This window comes from Methylomonas sp. 2F7, from assembly GCF_057126975.1.
On record NZ_CP195203.1, the window covers coordinates 107,215 to 123,159 of the forward strand.

Genomic DNA, 15,945 nt, shown 5'->3' on the forward strand with positions numbered 1-15,945 from the left:
ATTACAGCGCTATTTCGGCGCGGCTATTGATGCCGGTTGGCCGCCGAGATACTGATAGCAAACAGCATCGAATGATTATTTCGAATAGTACCGAACCTTTTGCCGAAGGAGGAAGCAACATGCCGAAACCCAACATCCCGTTAATGCCCACCCGCCGTGACCGGCCTCAGTTCCGATGCGCAGCCAATTCCCGGTTTTTGGCCGTTTTGTTGCTGCCACTGACGATCAGCGTCGGATGCAGCGACCAGGACAAACCAGCGCCAGCGGTTGCCCGCCCGGTGAAAGTGTTTCGGATCGAGGACCATGCCGTTGCAGGTGCTAGAAGCTTTGCCGGGGAAGTCAGGGCAAGAATCGAGACGCCGTTATCCTTCCGAGTGGCCGGTAAACTGCTGGAGCGCAAAGTTGATGTTGGCGACTCGGTACGTAAAGGCCAACTGCTGGCCATACTGGACGGCAACGATTACCACCTTGCCGTGCAAGGTCTAAAGGCTCAACTGGCTGCCGCGCAGGCCGACAGCACTTTCTTGCGGGACGATCTGGTGAGATACCGCGAATTGCTGACCCAGCAAGTCATCAGTCAGCCGGAGTTCGAGCGCCACGAAACCGCTTATACCACGGCGCGGGAGCGGACGGCGGCGCTGGCAGCGCAATTGGCCGAGGCGAACAACCAGCTGAGTTATACCGAATTGCATGCTGACCGCGACGGCGTGGTCACGGCCTTGGCTGTCGAGGCGGGGCAAGTAATGGCTGCCGGTCAGGCCGTGGTGACGCTGGCCCAGCTCGACGAAAAGGAAATCCATTTCGACGTGCCCGAGCATCGCCTGCTGGAAATCCAGCGCCAACAAGACGTTAGCGTGTCTTTGTGGTCGGACGACGAACGGGTGCTCAAGGCTAAAATCCGCGAAATCGCCTCGGCGGCCGACCCGGCCAGCCGCACCTACCGCGTCAAGGCAAGCTTGCTGGAAGGCCTGGACGCCGCACAATTAGGCATGACGGCGACCGTTCATATCGCGGCTAACACCGCTTCCCGCATCGCCATCCCGCTTTCCGCCGTCTATACCCCGCAAAACCAGCCCGATCATCCTTTAGTCTGGTTGGTCGACGAGCAGGCGGCCACCGTCAAATCAGCGCCGGTGCGGTTGGGCGAAACACTGGCCGGCGAACGCATTGCCGTTGAGGGCCTCGCCGCCGGTCAATTGTTGGTCAGCGCCGGCGTGCAACGTCTGGCCGAGGGACAGGCTGTGCGCTTGCCGGAAGGATTGGGATTGTCTAAGAATAACGGCAGCAAGGAACAACTATGAAAGCGTTCAACCTCAGCGAATGGGTGCTAAAACATCGCTCCTTCACCGGCTTTATGCTGGCATTGGTGGTGCTCGGTGGGCTATTCGCTTATTTCAAGCTGGGTCAGCAGGAAGATCCGCCGTTCACGTTTCGAATCATGGTGGTTAAAACCCTCTACCCTGGCGCCACCGCGCTGGAAGTCGAGCAACAGTTGACCGACAGGCTGGAAAAGAAAATTCAGGAGCTGCCCAATCTGGATTATCTGCGCAGTTACTCCAAACCCGGCGAATCGGTGATTTTCGTCACCCCGCGCGAGGATACGCCGCCCAAGGACATTCCCGAGCTTTGGTATCAGGTGCGCAAGAAGGTCGATGACATCCGTATGACGCTACCGCCTGGCAGCATCGGACCGTTTTTCAACGACGAATTCGGCGATACCTACAGCCTGATCTACGCCTTTTCCGGCGAGGGTTTTAGTTATGCCGATCTGAAACAGGCGGCCGATTCGGTCCGGCAACAGCTGTTGCGGGTCAAGGCTGTTGAGAAGGTCGATCTGATCGGTGTACAGGACGAAAAGATTTTCGTCGAGTTTTCCGACAAAAAGCTGGCCGAACTGGGCTTGGATACGGCGGCGGTTGCCCAGGCCTTGCAGGCCCAGAACGGTATGGCGCCGGCCGGCACGGTGTTTTCCGCGCAACGCAATCTGCCGATACGCCTGACTGGCTCGTTCGACTCGGAAGACAGCGTCGCCAATATGGCGGTACGCATCGCAAATCGGACCTTCAAGGTCAAAGATTTCGCCCAGGTAACGCGCGGCTATGTCGATCCCGCCGAATTCAAGATGCGTTTCAACGGCAAGCCGGCCCTTGGCCTGGGCGTGACGATGAATAAGAAAGGCAATGTGATCGGTCTCGGAAAAAACTTGGAGGACACGCTGGCCGGCATCAAAAACGAATTGCCGTTGGGCATGGACGTGGAGCAAGTCGCCAATCAAGCGCATGTGGTGAAAAACCAGATGGCGGAATTCGGCCGAACCTTCTTCGAAGCTCTGGCCACCGTGTTGGTGGTCAGCTTCTTGAGCCTGGGGTGGCGCACCGGTTCCGTGGTGGCGCTGACCGTGCCGCTGGTGCTGGCCGCCACCTTGCTGGTCATGCTGCTGTGCGGTATCGATTTGCAACGGATTTCCTTGGGTGCATTGATCCTCGCGCTGGGCCTGTTGGTGGACGACGCGATGATTGCCGTTGAGATGATGGCCCGTAAGCTGGAAGAAGGTTGGGACCGGATTCGTGCGGCGACCTATGCCTACAGCGCTACCGCTTTTCCGATGCTGACCGGCACCTTGATCACCATCGCCGGTTTCTTGCCGGTTAGTTTAGCTAAGTCGCAAGCCGGCGAATACACGGTGTCGATCTTTCAGGTGGTGGGTATTTCGATGCTGCTGTCATGGATAGGGGCGGTGGTGTTTACCCCGTATTTGGGATTTCTCATCCTCAAGACACACAGCAACGCCGACGGTCCGGTTCACGACTTGTTCGATACGCCTTTTTATAACCGGTTGCGCCGCTGGGTGGATGCCTGCGTAGCACACCGCAAAAAAGTCATTGTCGCCACGCTGGCTTTGTTCGGCCTCGGTATCGTGACCTTAGCTCATGTTCCCGAGCAGTTCTTCCCTTTGTCGAATCGGCCGGAAGTCATCGTCGATTTGTGGTTGCCGGAGGGCAGTTCCTTCGAACAAACTGAAGCAGCAGCCAAGCGGATGGAAGCGCTATTAGCCAAGGACGAGGACGTGGAACATGTCGCCAGCTATGTCGGCAGCGGTACGCCGAGGTTTTTCCTACTGATCGTGCAGCAACTGGCGAATACCAATCTGGCCGAATTGGTGGTGATGACCAAGGATAACGTGGCCCGCGAGCGCGTGATGCAGCGCGTCCGGCGGGCATTAACCACGGATTTCCCGAACGTGCGCGGCCGGGTGATGCGCCTGAATGTCGGGCCGCCGATGGATTATCCGGTGGTGTTCCGCGTGCTCGGCGAAAACCCCAACATCGTGCGCGGCATTGCCGACCGGGTAGCCGAGGTCGTGCGCGCCAATCCTAATACCGTGGACGTCAACGACGACTGGCATGAGCGCATGCCTTCATTTCGCCTGATGTTGGACCAGGACAAAGCCCGGGCGCTTGGCGTGTCGACCGCCAGCCTGTCGCAAGCCTTGCAGGCGCATTACGCCGGCATACCGGTCGGGCAACTGCGCGAGCAGGATAAGTTGATCGACATCGTCTGGCGGGCCAGCCCCGAATTGCGCAGCGCAGCCGACGAATTGCCGGACGTCGCGGTGCGTACGGCCAATGGCAAGTCGGTATCGCTGTCGCAGTTCGTCAAGTTCGAGACCGTGTTCGAGGACGGCGTGCGTTGGCGGCGCAACCGCTTCCCAGCCATCTCGGTGCGCGCCGATGTGGCCGACGGCATGCTGGCACCCGATGTGGCGGCGCAAATCGTTCCCCAACTTGAGGCCATACAAAAGCAGTTGCCGGCCGGCTATTTCATCGAGACTGGCGCGGCCAAGGAAGATGCCTGGACCGCGCAAAAATCGATTTTAATCTGGATTCCGCTGGTACTGATCGTCACGCTGATCTTGTTGATGATGCAGTTGCAGAACCTGTCCAGGACGTTCATGGTGTTCAGCACCGCGCCGTTGGGGGTGATCGGCGCAGCCTTCGCCTTGCTGCTGTTCGGCGCGCCGTTCGGTTTCATGGCCCTGCTTGGTATCCTGGCGCTGGCCGGCATGATCATGCGCAACTCGGTGATTTTGGTGGATCAGATCGATCAGGACGAACAGTCAGGGCTCGACACCTGGTCGGCCATCGTCGAATCGACGGTGCGGCGGTTCCGACCGATCATGCTGACCGCGGCTGCGGCCATCCTGGCGATGATACCTCTGTCGCGCAACGATTTCTTCGGCCCGCAGGCTATCGCCATCATGGGCGGGCTGACGGTGGCGACCGCGTTGACGGTGTTCTTCCTGCCGGCGTTGTATGCGGCTTGGTTCAGAGTGGCGCGTACCGACGCAAAAACTCCCTCTCCCGCCGGGAGAGGGTTGGGGTGAGGGGATAAGGCTTTGTTTTATATGCCCTCATCCTAACCTTCTCCCAAGGGGAGAAGGAATAAACCCCGCTTTTACGATAATCCTCGCGGATACCGCGCGATGCGGCCACGGAGTTTTACAATGAATAATCGATATTTAACACCACTGACCATACTGTCCCTGGCTAGTCTAATCGCCTGTACGCCGACCCGCGTCGGGGACCAGGTAGTGCTCAATAGCCCGGCAACATGGCAACACGCGGCTAATGCTGAAACCGCCCAAACCGCCGAAACGGCGGACCTGAAGACTTGGTGGCAAGGTTTCAACGATCCCTTGCTGAACGAGTTGATAGACCAAGCCTTGGCCGCCAACCACGATCTGAAGATCGCCACCGCTCGCGTCCGCGAAGCCAACGCGATGGTCACCGTCGCCGAAGCGGCGCTGTATCCCAGCCTCGATTTCTCGCTGTTCGGCGGCCGGGAAAAACGCATCGACCGCATCGTCGGCGTACCAAGCGGGCAGGGCATCAAATTGATTACACCTACCGCCGATGCCGTCAGCGGCGGCTTGGCGGCACGCTGGGAAATCGACTTGTTCGGCAGTCGGCATCTGGAAGCGGAAGCCGCCGCCGCGCAAGCCGAAGGCAGCAGGGAAGGTTTGCATGCGGCGCAAGTCGGTCTGCTGGCTCAGGTGGCGACCAATTATCTGGAACTGCGCGGCGTGCAGCAACGCACCGGCATTCTGCAAAACAATATCGCCTTGCAGCGCGAACGGCTAAGGACTTTGCAGGTATTTGTTAAAGCCGGACTGGCTAACGAGGCGGACCTTGCCCGCCAGGAAATGTTATTGCAGGGCACCGAAGCGACGTTGCCGGGACTGACCAACGCCGAGCAAAACCTGATCCATCGTTTGGGCGTCTTATTGGGCGAGCCGCCGGAAAGCCTAGGAAGCCGCTTGGCCGCTGTTGGCCTGTTACCGAAACAAGCGCCGACCATGCCAAATCTGCTGCCGGCCGATATACTCGCGCAACGTCCCGATTTACGCCTGGCACAAACCGAAGTCAGTGCGGCAGCAGCCAGCCTGGGTTCGGCGCAGGCCGATCTCTATCCGAAGCTGGTGCTGTCGGTCAGTGGCGGCGTCGGCGCATTGGCGGTCGGCGGTTTTCCGAGTCTGGCCGATAGCGTTTATGCGCTGGGCTCGGGCCTTTCGGCGCCTATCTTCAATGCCGGTCGCATCCGCGCCCAGATTACCGCCGCCGATGCTCGGCTGGAGCAAGTCGCGGCCAATTACGAGAAGACTTTTTTGCTGGCCCTGGAAGACGTCGAGAACGCATTCGTCGCGCACCGTTCCGCGAACGATAGTTTAGGAAAACTAACCGAAGCGCAAGCCTCGGCGGAAAAAGCTTACCGGTTGGTCGATGCGTTGTATAGTCGCGGAGCGGGGAATTATCTCGCCGTCCTGGATGCCCAGCGCAGCAAACTGGCGATCAGCGACGAACGCGCCAAAGCCGAAACGGCGGTGCGCGTCGCCATGGTGTCGCTTTACCGAGCTTTTGGGGGTGGTTGGACGGTCGATTCATCGGTGGGCGGATCGACAAGGTCTCGATAGCTAGCCGTTACCAGTAATAGCAATATCAACGAAAGTCATCTCAAGAACATATATACAGGAAAACCACATGACGAAACCTTATCGGCAACCCTTAAATTCGAACTGTCCATGAATGCCGACCCCATTATTTCCATACGCGGCGTAAACAAGACCTATGCCGGCGGTTTGCAAGCCCTGAAAAACATCAACCTGGACATAAAGCGCGGTGAGATATTTGCTTTGCTCGGCGCCAATGGCGCCGGCAAAACCACGTTGATCGGCGTCATCTGCGGCATCGTCAACGCCAGTGCCGGCAGCATCATCGCCGACGGCCACGACACCGTGCGGGACTACCGCGCCGTGCGCGCCGCCATCGGCCTGGTGCCTCAGGAACTGCACACCGACGCCTTCGAGTCGGTGTGGGCCACGGTTAATTTCAGCCGCGGACTGTTTGGCAAGCCGCCCAACCACGCTTATGTGGAAAAAGTGCTGCGCGATTTATCGTTGTGGGACAAGCGCGATGCGAAAATCATGTCGCTGTCGGGCGGTATGAAACGCCGCGTGCTGATAGCCAAGGCTCTGGCGCATGAGCCGACGATATTGTTTTTGGATGAGCCTAGCGCCGGCGTCGATGTGGAGTTGCGCCACGACATGTGGCGCATGGTGCGCGAACTGCGCGCCAATGGCACCACCATCATTTTAACTACCCACTACATCGAAGAAGCCGAAGATATGGCGGACCGCATCGGCGTCATCAATAAGGGCGAACTGATCGTCGTGGAAGACAAAGCCGTACTGATGCATAAGCTTGGCAAGAAACAACTCACGCTGACTTTGCGCCAGCCCATGACCGAGATCCCGGTTGAGCTTGACGCCTGGGCGTTAACGCTGACAGAAGACGGCCAACGCTTGGTCTATAGCTTCGACACTCAGGAAGAAGAGACCGGCATTGCCGAGCTGCTGCGCCGGCTAAGCGAGCACGGTATCGATTTCAAAGACCTTAGCTCCAGCGAAAGCTCACTGGAAGACATTTTCGTCAGCCTGGTCCACCAATCACAAGGGACGCAATCATGAACATCTACGGCATCCGCGCCATTTACCGTTTCGAAATGGCCCGCACCTTTCGCACGCTGGCGCAAAGCATCGCCGCGCCGGTGCTGACCACTTCGCTGTACTTCATCGTCTTCGGCAAAGCCATTGGCTCGCGGATGGGCGACATCGACAGCGTTAGCTATGGCGCCTTCATTATCCCCGGGCTGGTGATGCTGAATTTGCTCAACGAAAGCATCTCCAACGCCTCGTTCGGCATTTACATGCCTAAATGGGCGGGTACGATTTACGAGTTGCTGTCGGCGCCGGTGTCCTGGATCGAAGTGCTGCTGGGTTACGTGGGAGCGGCGGCGACCAAGTCGGTGCTGTTGGGCCTGCTGATTTTGGGAACCGCCCGTCTATTTGTGCCCTACGAGATTGCCCATCCGCTGTGGATGATCGGCTTTTTGCTGCTGACGGCCGTGACTTTCAGTCTGTTCGGTTTCATTATCGGCCTGTGGGCTGACAGTTTTCAGAAGCTGCAGGTGGTGCCGATGTTGGTTGTGACACCGCTGACTTTCCTGGGCGGCGCGTTCTATTCGGTCAATATGCTGCCGCCCTTGTGGCAGAAAGTCACCTTGTTCAATCCGGTGGTGTATTTGATTAGCGGCTTTCGCTGGAGCTTTTACGGCATGGCCGACGTGGATGTGGCGATGAGCATAGGCATGACGTTTGGCTTTCTGACCGTCTGTTTGATTTTTGTCTGGTGGGTGTTTAAGACCGGGTACAAGATTAGACATTAAGTCGGAAGCAACGTAGACGGCAATTGATCACTCCACCAAGGAAATAGCTTGCTAGGGTACGCACCGCGTAGCTTTCGGCTGGGCCGGTTCGCAACCAATGGCTTACCGCCTGTTGGTTGACTAACTCATCAGATGGCGCTCAATATCTCTTCGATCAATGCCGGGCCTCTATAGATTAAGCCACTATAGATTTGCACCAGGCTGGCGCCGACTGCGAGCTTTTCCTGGGCGTCTGCGCTACTGAGAATGCCGCCGGCCGCGATAATCGGCAGTTTGCCGTTCAATTCCGTCGCCAAACCTTTCACTACCCGAGTCGAACTATCCTTGACCGGCGCACCACTCAAACCACCGGCTTCGTTGGCGTGGATATGCCCCTGGATTTTATCGCGGGCGATGGTGGTGTTGGTGGCAATCACGCCGTCGATAGCAAATTCCAACAGCAATGCCGCGATGTGGCTAATTTCCTCATCGCTTAAATCCGGCGCGATTTTCACCGCGATGGGCGTGTATTTGCCCTGCGCCGCTTGCAATTTCAGTTGTTCTTCCTTCAAAGCGCTGAGCAATTGCTTGATCTCGTCGCCTTGCTGCAATTGGCGCAAATTCTTGGTGTTGGGTGAGGAAATGTTGATCGTGATATAGCTTGCCGCCGCGTAGCTTTTGCGCAAGCCGATCAGATAATCTTCGGTAGCGTTTTCCAGCGGGGTGTCGGCGTTCTTGCCGATATTAATGCCCAATATTCCGCGATACTGGCATTTATCGGCTTGTGCCAGCAGATGATCGACACCCAAATTGTTAAAGCCCATTCGATTAATAATTGCTTGATGTTCTGGCAGGCGGAATAGGCGTGGCTTGGGGTTGCCTGGTTGCGGGCGTGGGGTGACAGTGCCGATTTCGATGAAGCCAAAACCCAGCTCGGCCAAGGCGTCGATGTAGTCACCGTTTTTATCCAGGCCCGCCGCCAGTCCTAGCGGGTTTTTAAAGTCCAAGCCCATCACCTTAACCGGCTTTCCGCTGGATCTTGGTCTGCTCAAAGCCGACAAGCCGGTTTGCTTGGCCAGCTTCAGTAAATCCAGCGTCACATGATGCGCGGTTTCCGGGTCCAGGGAGAACAGTAGGGGGCGTAGCAAAGGATAAAGGTTCATGGCGCGGTTGCTCAAGTTAGCGAATACGGGGTCGGGTCTAGTTCGGTGGGGCGCTGCAGAATCAGGTCCGCCAACAATTTTGCGGATGCCGGCCCCATTACCAAACCATTTCTAAAATGGCCGGCATTGATGCTGAGGTTGTCAATGTCGGGATGCTGTCCAATAGTGGGTATGCCTTGCGGACTGCCGGGGCGCAAGCCTGCCCAATGATGGCAAACCGGATAGTTTTTCAAGGTCGGCAGCAATTCGGTGGCGAATTGGTAAAGCTGTTGTTTGGCGTCTTCTGTGGTGATCTTATTAAAGCCGGCTTGCTCCACGGTGCTGCCCGCCAGGATTTTGCCGTCGCGGCGGGGGATCAAATATTGATCGCCGTCCAGCACCATATAAGGCAAGGTGGTTGGCGTGGCGTCGAACAGCAGCATCTGCCCTCTGACCGGCTTGATGCGCAAGTCTACCGGCCAATCCGGCAATAAATCCTGCATTAAATCGGTGGTCCAGGCGCCGGCGCTAATGATCAGGTGCTGAGCGGCGTAGCTCCCGTTGCTGGTTTCAATGCTCTCAACTTGGCGGTTGGCGATGCCGATCTTGCGAACTTCGGTGCTATCCAGAAATTTCACGCCGGATTGTATTAGGTAAGCGAGGAGCGATTTTAATAATCTGGGATTGCGGGCCTGGGCAATTCCCGGCAGCCACAGCGCTTGGTCGAGAGTGCTGGTAAACGGCTCGGTGAATTCTGGCGCTGCCGGCTGGTAGTCGATGTGGTATTGCTCGCACCATTGTATAGCTTGTTCGTAGTCCGGGTTTTTGCAGATCAGCATGCCGCAGGCATACCATTCCGGATCGATACCGGTAGCGGCGAGCAGTTCCTGGCTTAAGGCAGGGTATTTTTTTAAGCTGTTGACGGCTAATTCGGAGATCGCTGCGGCTTGGCGCCAGGGATAAATCGGCAGCAAAATGCCGCCGCCGGCCCATGAGGATTCCAGAGCCGGTTTGGATTTGTCGAGGATCGTCACGTCGCGGCCGGCAAGGCGCAGTTCTCGTGCGGCTAATAGGCCGCTGATACCGCCGCCGATGATCAGAATATCCAGGTGTTTGGTCATGCAAATGCTGAGGAAAACTGGTGTAAGAAGGCTTTTTTAAGGTAACACGAAGCCGGCGTATTTAGATAGGGTTTGCCGATTGTCGATGGGTGTGTAAAAAAGCAAATGGCTGTTGTTAGTTTTTGACAAACATGGATTATAGTTTACAAAGTATTCGTATCTTATTGATATAAAACAATGTTTTTGATGAAAAAAAATAGACTTAAAACTTGTAAGGCTAGTGTTTTGCTGCTATTATTGCCCACGTGAAGAAATCCTGTGTTGCTATAAAGCCAATTCAGTCTTAACAATAACTACCCTTGGGGGGAACAACAATGAGTTTTACTAAAACCAAATTAGCGCTGGGCGTTGCCGCGGCGACTTTGACAATGGCTGGAGCATTCATTGCCCCACAAGCCCAAGCTGCTGGTTCCAGTGCCGAGCGCGTAGCCGACGCTGCCGCCAGAAAAACCGAAGCTCTGGAAGCGCAAATGCAACAAATGGCCGAGCAAATGCAAGCCATGCAAGCAGAATTGAGCCGGGTTAAATCTTCATCTGCCAGCTCCACTGCTGCGAATGCAAAAGTTCAAGAGTTGGATCAATGGATGGCGTCTGTTAAATCAACACCTGCTCAAGCGTCTGCAAAAGACAACTTGGTAGCAGTTCGTGGCGGTTGGTCGGCTTTGGATCATGCTAGAGGCAATGCCAGTCCTTTGACCAATGGTGCTTTTTTATCTAACAACCAAAACAACGAAGGCTTTTACTTCGGTGGCGCGTTTGATTTCAACGTAAATAATGATTTGTTCGGCTTGATGGATGACACATCTTTCGGCATTGAGTTGGGTGTTGAATATGCTCAGTACGGCTCAGGGACCAATACGCTGACTGATGGTACTGTTGTAGTTCCGGTAGCAGAAGGCGGTACTGGTGCTGTAAGGGTTAATGGCGCTTCTCCTAGAGCAACCGATGCCCGTTTGAGAATCAACGCATCTCCAAAAATTAAATTCATGCACGATAGCAAATTGCGTCCATGGATCATTCCTGTTGGTCTGGATATCAACATCCTGGGCGTTCCGTCCAACGCGGTTTCGGTGTTGAATGCCGGTTTGAACTTCGGCGCCGGTGCTGAATACGATCTTTATAGAGGCATCGTATTGGGTACTGACGTGCGTTACCACTACTCAACCAGCAAACTGGACGGTACACCTACCGACGGTTTCAACGCTGGTGGCTATGTGGGTTTCAAATTCTAAGTTGACGCTTAGTTAGCACGCAAAAGGGAAGGTGTCACAGCCTTCCCTTTTTTTATGGATGAAAAATAATGAAAACGCTCTATCCGGATATTTCGCCGTTCCATACCTTTTTTCTGGAAACCGATAGTGAGCATCGCGTATACGTCGAGCAATCCGGCAATCCGGCCGGTATTCCGGCGATTTTTTTGCATGGTGGTCCGTGTTCCGGTACCAAGCCGGATCACCGGCGGTTTTTCGATCCCGAGCGCTACCACATTATTCTGATGGATCAGCGCGGCTGCGGATTGTCGGGGCCGTTTGGCGAATTGCAGGGCAATACTACTCAGGATTTGCTGGCGGATATGGAGCGTATCCGCACTCAATTACGTATTGAAAAATGGTTGTTATTCGGCGGTTCCTGGGGTGGGACCTTGGCTTTGCTTTACGCTCAGCAGCATCCGCAGCAGGTATTAGCAATGATTTTGCGCGGCGTGTTTTTAGCGAGGCAGGCCGATATGGAGTGGTTTCTGGGTAACGGTGTCAATAAAATCTATCCCGAGCGTTGGCAGACCTTATTGGATAATTTGCCCAATTTGCCGGACGCCAATGTTTTGGAGCGATTGGTGGAGGCAATTTTCGGTGCCGATCAGGACGCCGCTAAGCGCGCTGCTCAACAATGGCAGGCCTGGAGCGGGCAAGTGGCATTAGGGAGTGGCTATTTGGAGAGTATGGAGTCGGTTAGCGAGCAGATGTTGCGGCAAGTAAAGATGGAATTGTCTTATGCCATTCATGATTATTTCATCAGCGAAAATCAAATCCTGGAAAACTGTGCAGGGTTACAGGCGATACCGACTATCATCATTCACGGCCGAAACGATTTGACCTGTCCTATAGAAGCCGGCTGGCGCCTGCATCAGGCCTTACCGCAATCTCGTTACGTAGTGTTGCCGAATGCCGGGCACATTGCGCGGGGCGACGAAATGATCGATGCTTTGGTATCCGCGACCGATGAAATGGCCAAGCTTTTAGCGTAGACAAGGGAATTATGAGCAACAAAAAACGACTGGTTATTGCCATGACCGGCGCTACCGGGGCCATCTACGGCGTCCGGATGCTGCAAGTGTTGCGGGAGCGAGACGAATGGGAAACTCATCTCGTCGTATCGACAGCTGGTTTCGTTAATCTAAAATACGAGCTGGATATGGATCGCGCTACCTTGTATGAGTTGGCGGATGTTACGCACGGCATAAACGATATTGCCTCCTGTATTGCCAGCGGTTCTTTCAAGACCGAGGGCGTGGTGATTGCGCCATGCTCGATGAAAACGCTGGCGGCTGTGGCGCATGGGTTTGGCGACAACTTGATTTCTCGGGCGGCGGACGTGGCATTGAAGGAGCGCCGCAAAACGGTGCTGGTGCCTCGTGAAACCCCGTTAAATTTGGCGCATATCCGCAATATGGCCAGCGTCACGGAAATGGGCGGGATTATCTATCCGCCGATGCCGGCTTTTTACAACAAGACCGATTCCGTAAGGGCGATGGTTGATGAAGGTGTGGGTCGAATCCTGGATATGTTTGGGGTGGATGCGACGGGGCTATTCAAGCCTTGGACCGGTTTGGATGGTTAAGTTTTTATCGATCCGGACTGTATACAGGGTTTTTACTGAGTAAATAGTCGGTCTTCAATTGACAGGGCGCCTTATTCTGATTTAGAGTTGCCGCACTCGCGAAAACTGCCCATCGACAAAGGCTTGCGGCGCTCTCGACTTAAAGACCTGAAAATGGCGTTTTGGTCGGGGGGTGGGTCTTAAAACAATAACTGTAACTATAACAATCGGAGCACATAAATATGGCAAGACCATTAATTCAAATGGCGTTGGATTCACTGGATTTCAACCAAACTGTCGAATTGGCTGATAAAGTAGCGCCTTATGTTGATATTTTTGAAATCGGCACTCCTTGCATCAAATACAACGGTATCAACCTGGTTAAAGAACTGAGACAGCGTTACCCAGATAAATTGTTGTTGGTTGACCTGAAAACTATGGACGCAGGCGAATACGAAGCCGGCGCTTTCTATGCTGCTGGCGCGGATATCTGCACCGTATTGGGCGTATCCGGTTTGGCCACTATCGCCGGCGTTATCAAGGCTGCGAAAAAACATGGCGCTGAAACTCAAATCGACTTGATCAACGTAGCCGACAAATCCGAATGCGCGAGAGAGTCTGCCAAATTGGGCGCGCAAATCGTTGGTATTCACACCGGTTTGGACGCGCAAGCAGCCGGTCACACACCATTTACTGATTTGAACGACATCGCTCGTTTGGGCCTGAATGTGCGTATCTCTGTTGCCGGCGGTATCAAACAAGCGACTGTACAACAAGTCGTTGAAGCTGGCGCTAACATCATCGTTGTTGGTGCTGCTATCTATGGCGCGCCATGCCCAGCAACAGCTGCTCGCGAAATCCGCGAACTGGTTGACGCTGCTGCTGCATAAGCCAGTTTTGGCAATACCTAGTTATTAGGAAATATTAAGGACGGGTGGTTAGCGCCACTCGTCCTTTCGTTTGTTATAACCCCCCCAGTTTTTACCGGGCACGGCCGATCATGAGCCGGCTCGCACTATAAGATTCAAAGGAGAACTAAACATGCCTTCGCGCCGAGACTTAGCGAACGCCATCCGCGCACTTAGCATGGACGCCGTACAGAAAGCCAACTCCGGGCACCCCGGTGCACCGATGGGGATGGCCGACATCGCAGAAGTATTGTGGAACGATTTTCTGCAACACAACCCCAGCAACCCTAAATGGCCCAACCGCGACCGCTTCATCCTGTCCAACGGCCACGGCTCTATGCTGATTTATTCCTTGTTGCACTTGGCCGGCTACAATTTGCCGATCGAAGAACTGAAACAGTTCCGTCAACTGCACTCGCAAACCCCAGGTCATCCTGAATACGGTTACACCGACGGCGTCGAAACCACTACCGGTCCTTTGGGCCAAGGCATCACCAATGCCGTCGGTTTCGCTTTAGCGGAACGTACACTGGCCGGCCAATTCAACCGTCCGGGCCACGACATCGTCGACCACCACACCTACGTATTCCTGGGTGACGGTTGCTTGATGGAGGGTATCTCCCACGAAGCCTGCTCCCTGGCCGGCTCCATGAAGCTGGGCAAACTGATCGCCTTCTACGACGACAACAACATCTCCATCGACGGCGAAGTCCGCGGTCATGGCAACGTCGCCGGCTGGTTCCTGGACGACACGCCCAAACGTTTCGAAGCCTACGGCTGGCACGTCATTCCTAAAGTGGATGGCCACGATGCCGACGCCGTCAAAGCTGCCATTGAAGCCGCGAAAAAAGTCACCGACAAACCGAGCATTATCTGCTGCCAAACCACCATCGGTTTCGGTTCGCCGAACAAACAAGGCAAAGAAGAATGCCACGGTGCGGCCTTAGGTGAAGCGGAAATCGCCCTGACCCGTGAAAACCTGGGTTGGCCGCATGCGCCGTTCGACATTCCTGCCGACATCAAAGCCGGTTGGGATGCTAATGCCAAAGGTGCCCAACTGGAAAGCGCCTGGAACGCCAAATTTGCTGCCTACAAAGCCGCACATCCGGAATTGGCAGCCGAATTCGAACGTCGGGTCATCAAAAATGAACTGCCGGCCGATTGGGCGGATAAATCCAACGCCTTCATCGCCGCTGTCAACGAAAAAGGCGAAACCATCGCCAGCCGTAAAGCGTCGCAAAACACCCTGAACGGCTTTGGCCCCTTGTTGCCCGAACTGCTGGGCGGCTCTGCCGACTTGGCCGGCTCCAACCTGACCCTGTGGTCCGGCTGCAAAGACGTCAACCAACCGGGCTTCGATGGCAACTACGTCTACTACGGTGTGCGTGAATTCGGTATGTCCGCCATCATGAACGGCATCACCCTGCACGGTGGCTTCAAACCCTACGGCGCTACCTTCCTGATGTTCAGTGAATACGCCCGTAACGCCCTGCGCATGGCCGCGTTGATGAAAATCCCGACCATCTTTGTGTACACCCACGACTCCATTGGTCTGGGCGAAGACGGTCCGACTCACCAACCCGTCGAACAAACCGCCACCCTGCGCATGATTCCGAACATGCAGGTCTGGCGCCCTTGCGACGCCGTCGAGTCGGCTGTGTGCTGGAAAGCCGCGATTGAGCGTCAAGATGGACCAAGCACCCTGATCTTTTCCCGGCAAAACCTGGCGCACATGGCGCGCAGCCAAGCCCAGATTGACGGCATCAGTAAAGGTGGCTACATCCTGAAAGACAGTGCCGGTACCCCGGATGCCATCATCATTGCCACCGGCTCTGAAGTGGAATTGGCGGTTAAAGCCGCTGAAGCGCTGGAAGCCAGAGGCAAAAACATCCGCGTGGTGTCCTTGCCATCGACCAATGTCTTTGAAGCGCAAGACCAAGCGTACAAAGACAGCGTATTGCCACCGAGTGTGACCAAGCGCGTGGTAGTAGAAGCGGGAGTAACCGACAGCTGGTGGAAATACGCCGGCAGCGCGGGTAGAGTCGTAGGATTGGACCGTTTCGGCGAATCGGCCCCGGCAGGTCAACTCTTCAAAGAGTTCGGCTTTACCGTGGACAATGTCGTCGCTAATGTGGAAGCTGTGCTTTAATAGGCGCTAAGTAAAAGGCCTGTCGGTGACAATGTTGCCGGCGGGCT

12 protein-coding genes are annotated in these 15,945 nt (G+C 55.4%); 10 read left to right on the top strand and 2 right to left on the bottom strand.

Annotated elements, in window-relative coordinates:
- Positions 1 to 119: 119 nt before the first annotated feature.
- The 5 genes from ACR64Q_RS00530 to ACR64Q_RS00550 all read left to right on the top strand — a co-directional run bounded on the left by ACR64Q_RS00530 (position 120) and on the right by ACR64Q_RS00550 (position 7,782).
- Complete coding sequence (locus ACR64Q_RS00530) at positions 120 to 1,301, top strand: efflux RND transporter periplasmic adaptor subunit (RefSeq protein ID WP_313733244.1); 1,182 nt, start codon at positions 120 to 122, stop codon at positions 1,299 to 1,301.
- Positions 1,298 to 4,384, top strand: coding sequence for an efflux RND transporter permease subunit (locus ACR64Q_RS00535; RefSeq protein ID WP_313733245.1), 3,087 nt, complete (start codon positions 1,298 to 1,300; stop codon positions 4,382 to 4,384). The genes ACR64Q_RS00530 and ACR64Q_RS00535 overlap by 4 nt, the downstream gene beginning before the upstream one ends.
- Positions 4,385 to 4,504: 120 nt before the next feature.
- Positions 4,505 to 5,971, top strand: a complete 1,467-nt coding sequence (locus ACR64Q_RS00540; RefSeq protein ID WP_313733246.1) for an efflux transporter outer membrane subunit — start codon at positions 4,505 to 4,507, stop codon at positions 5,969 to 5,971.
- Positions 5,972 to 6,079: 108 nt separating this feature from the next.
- The gene (locus ACR64Q_RS00545) at positions 6,080 to 7,024 is read left to right on the top strand and encodes an ABC transporter ATP-binding protein (RefSeq protein ID WP_313733247.1); all 945 of its coding nucleotides are present in this window, start codon (positions 6,080 to 6,082) and stop codon (positions 7,022 to 7,024) included.
- Positions 7,021 to 7,782, top strand: a complete 762-nt coding sequence (locus ACR64Q_RS00550; protein ID WP_313733248.1) for an ABC transporter permease — start codon at positions 7,021 to 7,023, stop codon at positions 7,780 to 7,782. Before ACR64Q_RS00545 ends, ACR64Q_RS00550 begins: the two co-directional genes overlap by 4 nt.
- A 128-nt stretch (positions 7,783 to 7,910) precedes the next feature.
- Here the strand turns inward: ACR64Q_RS00550 and ACR64Q_RS00555 are convergent, their stop codons facing one another.
- Entirely contained in the window at positions 7,911 to 8,924 is a 1,014-nt protein-coding gene (locus ACR64Q_RS00555) for a quinone-dependent dihydroorotate dehydrogenase (RefSeq protein ID WP_313733249.1), read from the bottom strand.
- Positions 8,925 to 8,935: 11 nt separating this feature from the next.
- Positions 8,936 to 10,024, bottom strand: a complete 1,089-nt coding sequence (gene thiO / locus ACR64Q_RS00560; RefSeq protein WP_313733250.1) for a glycine oxidase ThiO — start codon at positions 10,022 to 10,024, stop codon at positions 8,936 to 8,938.
- Positions 10,025 to 10,338: 314 nt separating this feature from the next.
- Here thiO and ACR64Q_RS00565 point away from each other — a divergent pair, with 314 nt between their 5' ends.
- The 5 genes from ACR64Q_RS00565 to tkt all read left to right on the top strand — a co-directional run bounded on the left by ACR64Q_RS00565 (position 10,339) and on the right by tkt (position 15,898).
- Positions 10,339 to 11,256 (top strand): hypothetical protein, encoded by a 918-nt coding sequence (locus tag ACR64Q_RS00565; protein WP_313733251.1) that lies wholly within the window; start codon positions 10,339 to 10,341, stop codon positions 11,254 to 11,256.
- Between the two features lie 68 nt (positions 11,257 to 11,324).
- Positions 11,325 to 12,269 carry a prolyl aminopeptidase gene (gene pip / locus ACR64Q_RS00570; RefSeq protein ID WP_313733252.1) on the top strand — a complete coding sequence of 315 codons (945 nt, stop codon included), beginning with the start codon at positions 11,325 to 11,327 and terminating at the stop codon, positions 12,267 to 12,269.
- 11 nt (positions 12,270 to 12,280) lie between these two features.
- On the top strand, positions 12,281 to 12,862 hold the full coding sequence (locus ACR64Q_RS00575; protein ID WP_020483624.1) for a UbiX family flavin prenyltransferase: 582 nt from the start codon (positions 12,281 to 12,283) through the stop codon (positions 12,860 to 12,862).
- Positions 12,863 to 13,083: 221 nt separating this feature from the next.
- Positions 13,084 to 13,731, top strand: a complete 648-nt coding sequence (hxlA, locus tag ACR64Q_RS00580) for a 3-hexulose-6-phosphate synthase (RefSeq protein ID WP_483823259.1) — start codon at positions 13,084 to 13,086, stop codon at positions 13,729 to 13,731.
- A gap of 151 nt (positions 13,732 to 13,882) precedes the next feature.
- Positions 13,883 to 15,898: a transketolase gene (gene tkt, locus ACR64Q_RS00585; RefSeq protein WP_026603043.1), complete on the top strand. Its 2,016-nt coding sequence runs from the start codon at positions 13,883 to 13,885 to the stop codon at positions 15,896 to 15,898.
- Positions 15,899 to 15,945: the final 47 nt, after the last annotated feature.

Coding starts and splice junctions, on each gene's coding strand:
- hxlA (WP_483823259.1), top strand. CDS start 13,084: ATGGCAAGACCATTAATTCAAATGGCGTTGGATTCACTGGATTTCAAC.
- tkt (WP_026603043.1), top strand. CDS start 13,883: ATGCCTTCGCGCCGAGACTTAGCGAACGCCATCCGCGCACTTAGCATG.
- ACR64Q_RS00565 (WP_313733251.1), top strand. CDS start 10,339: ATGAGTTTTACTAAAACCAAATTAGCGCTGGGCGTTGCCGCGGCGACT.
- ACR64Q_RS00545 (WP_313733247.1), top strand. CDS start 6,080: ATGAATGCCGACCCCATTATTTCCATACGCGGCGTAAACAAGACCTAT.
- ACR64Q_RS00575 (WP_020483624.1), top strand. CDS start 12,281: ATGAGCAACAAAAAACGACTGGTTATTGCCATGACCGGCGCTACCGGG.
- ACR64Q_RS00540 (WP_313733246.1), top strand. CDS start 4,505: ATGAATAATCGATATTTAACACCACTGACCATACTGTCCCTGGCTAGT.
- ACR64Q_RS00550 (WP_313733248.1), top strand. CDS start 7,021: ATGAACATCTACGGCATCCGCGCCATTTACCGTTTCGAAATGGCCCGC.
- ACR64Q_RS00555 (WP_313733249.1), bottom strand. CDS start 8,924: ATGAACCTTTATCCTTTGCTACGCCCCCTACTGTTCTCCCTGGACCCG.
- thiO (WP_313733250.1), bottom strand. CDS start 10,024: ATGACCAAACACCTGGATATTCTGATCATCGGCGGCGGTATCAGCGGC.
- ACR64Q_RS00530 (WP_313733244.1), top strand. CDS start 120: ATGCCGAAACCCAACATCCCGTTAATGCCCACCCGCCGTGACCGGCCT.
- pip (WP_313733252.1), top strand. CDS start 11,325: ATGAAAACGCTCTATCCGGATATTTCGCCGTTCCATACCTTTTTTCTG.
- ACR64Q_RS00535 (WP_313733245.1), top strand. CDS start 1,298: ATGAAAGCGTTCAACCTCAGCGAATGGGTGCTAAAACATCGCTCCTTC.